Origin of the sequence: Moritella sp. (genome assembly GCF_033791185.1) — a bacterium.
Lineage (GTDB): Bacteria > Pseudomonadota > Gammaproteobacteria > Enterobacterales > Moritellaceae > Moritella.
Genome location: NZ_JASJHF010000198.1, coordinates 1 through 2,640, shown reverse-complemented (window position 1 = coordinate 2,640; position 2,640 = coordinate 1). Strand labels below are relative to the sequence as shown.

Sequence of the window (2,640 nt, the reverse complement as noted above, 5' to 3'; positions counted from 1 at the left end):
TCCAGGGGCTTGAATAATGTATTCTGGTGCGTAACCAAGCTCTGTTTTAAAGGTATTACTCACTACGCTTTTTAAGTCGACTGTTTCAGTTGTCATTATTATTTTCTCTCTATTAATTTTTTACATTACTATTCGGCTATGCTGCTATTTTTCGGCACTATAGTGAACATCACTCACTGCACGTAATTTTTCAGCGGCTTGCTCTGGTGTTAGATCACGTTGACTTTCTGCCAGCATCTCATATCCCACCATGAATTTACGTACACTTGCTGAGCGTAAAAGAGGCGGGTAAAAGAGAGCGTGTAATTGCCAGTACTGCTCTTCTTCTCCTGACTCTTTAAAGAAAGGTGCATAATGCCACCCCATAGAATATGGGAATGAACATTTAAATAAGTTGTCGTAGCGGCTAGTTAACTTTTTAATCGCGATAGCAAGATCATCACGCATTTCATCAGTTAGGTCGCTCATGCGTGCTACATGTGTTTTAGGTAGTAGCATGGTTTCAAATGGCCAAGCTGCCCAGTAAGGAACCACCGCTAACCAATGCTCAGTTTCGACTACTGTACGCGCACCATCTTGTAACTCGCTATTAACGTAATCAACCAGTAAGTTACTTTGGTTTTGTTGATGGTAATCTTTTAATAGTTTCTCTTTGCGTTCAATCTCGTTGGGTAAAAAATTATTCGCCCAAACTTGCCCATGTGGATGAGGTTGTGAACATCCCATCATAGCGCCTTTATTTTCAAAGGCTTGAACCCAAACATAGTGTTTACCTAATTCATTGATTTGTTCATTCCAGGTATCAATTACACTGCGGATTTTGGGTACACTTAATTCAGGTATAGTTTTGCTGTGATCTGGAGAAAAACAGATCACTCGACTAAGTCCACGTGCACTTTCACTACGAAATAACGGATTAGTAGACTCAGGTGCATCTGGCGTATCTGTGGTTAAAGCAGCAAAATCATTGGTGAAAACAAAAGTGCCTTTATAATCAGGATTTTTATCACCTGATATACGCATATTATTTGCGCATAAAAAACACCCTTGATCGTAATCGGTTGTTGCTGCTTGTTCAGGTGATTCATCTTGTCCTTGCCAGGGACGTTTAGCTCGATGTGGCGAAACCAACACCCACTGTCCGGTTAATGGATTATAACGACGGTGTGGATGGTCAATCGCTCTAAACTCTTGATTACTTTCAACTGAATTTGACATTACGATACCTTAATTGGTGTACCTAGTTAATTGGTGTATCTATCGACCTAACTATTCATTATAGCCATTGGGATTTTGCGACTGCCATCTCCAACTATCTTCTGACATATCTTTAACGGTGCGCGTTGCAGTCCAATTAAGCTCTTTATTCGCTTTAGAAGTATCAGACCAACATTCTGCAATATCACCTGGACGACGCGGACATATGCTATAAGCAATCTCTTTACCACTCGCTTCTGAAAATGCATTAACCATTTCCAATACGCTGCTACCTTGTCCTGTTCCTAAATTATAGATATGCAGCCCAGCTTTCTGACCAACAGCTTTAAGCGCTGCTATATGCCCATCTGCTAAATCCATAACATGGATATAATCACGAATACCGGTGCCATCAGGCGTTGCATAATCATCACCGAATACAGATAACTGTTCACGACGCCCTACTGCAACTTGCGCAATAAACGGCATTAGATTATTTGGAATGCCCTGCGGATCTTCACCCATAGTGCCTGAAGGATGAGCGCCAACTGGATTAAAGTAACGTAATAGCGTGATGCTTAAATCTGGGAATGCACTTTGCACATCACGTAGGCATTCTTCTACCATGTATTTACTACGACCGTATGGGTTAGTAACAGCACCAGTAGGTGTTGACTCTGTAATCGGAACTTCAGCTGGGTCTCCATATACGGTTGCAGATGAGCTAAATAATAAGCTTTTAACGCCGGCATTTTTCATTGCTTCGGTTAACACTAAAGAGCCATTTACATTATTGTCGTAATACTCAAGGGGCTTAGCAACAGACTCACCAACGGCTTTTAAACCCGCAAAGTGAATAACCGAACTTATATCGTGCTCAGAGAATATTTTTTCTAATATTTTTTTATCGCGAATATCACCTTGGTAAAAAACTGGGATATTGCCCGTTAATGCTTCAATTTTTGTTAGTACAACTTCACTACTATTAGATAAGTTATCCAAAATGATAGGTGTCATACCTGCTAACATCAACTGAACACATGTATGACTACCTATGTAGCCCATACCGCCCGTGATAAGAATTTTCATTGATAACTCCATTAACTAATTAATAATTATTTTAACAAAAGAATATATAACACTACCGTGATAAAGGTCACGCCAGTGTAACCGGTTACACTAATCCACTTTATATATAAAAAACTATTTTCAAACAAATAGCTATAAAAAAACCCGCTCAACCTCTTTAATTAGGTTTAACGGGTTTTTAAATAGATTCAAGCAGTTAGCTTAAATTCCGTATTGCTCACGGTAAGCTTGTACTGATGCTAAGTGTTGTTGCATTTCCGGCTTATCTTCAAGGTAACTCACTAAATCAGCCAATTTAACAATTGAAATAACTTTCGCGTTGTAATCTCTTTCAACTTCTTGAATTGCAGAAAG

2 protein-coding genes and 1 pseudogene are annotated in these 2,640 nt (G+C 39.4%); all 3 read right to left on the bottom strand.

Going from position 1 to position 2,640, the window contains the following annotated elements:
* Positions 1-144 precede the first annotated feature (144 nt).
* A complete protein-coding gene (locus QNK26_RS11945; protein ID WP_319223193.1) occupies positions 145-1,218 on the bottom strand; it encodes a UDP-glucose--hexose-1-phosphate uridylyltransferase in 1,074 nt (357 codons plus the stop codon).
* A gap of 51 nt (positions 1,219-1,269) precedes the next feature.
* Complete coding sequence (gene galE, locus QNK26_RS11940; protein WP_319223192.1) at positions 1,270-2,286, bottom strand: UDP-glucose 4-epimerase GalE; 1,017 nt, start codon at positions 2,284-2,286, stop codon at positions 1,270-1,272.
* Between the two features lie 201 nt (positions 2,287-2,487).
* Positions 2,488-2,640, bottom strand: a pseudogene (gene pyrE, locus QNK26_RS11935) (orotate phosphoribosyltransferase); the annotation flags it as partial.

Excerpts from the sequence above, each read along its gene's own strand:
- QNK26_RS11945 (WP_319223193.1), bottom strand. The coding sequence starts at position 1,218 with ATGTCAAATTCAGTTGAAAGTAATCAAGAGTTTAGAGCGATTGACCAT.
- galE (WP_319223192.1), bottom strand. The coding sequence starts at position 2,286 with ATGAAAATTCTTATCACGGGCGGTATGGGCTACATAGGTAGTCATACA.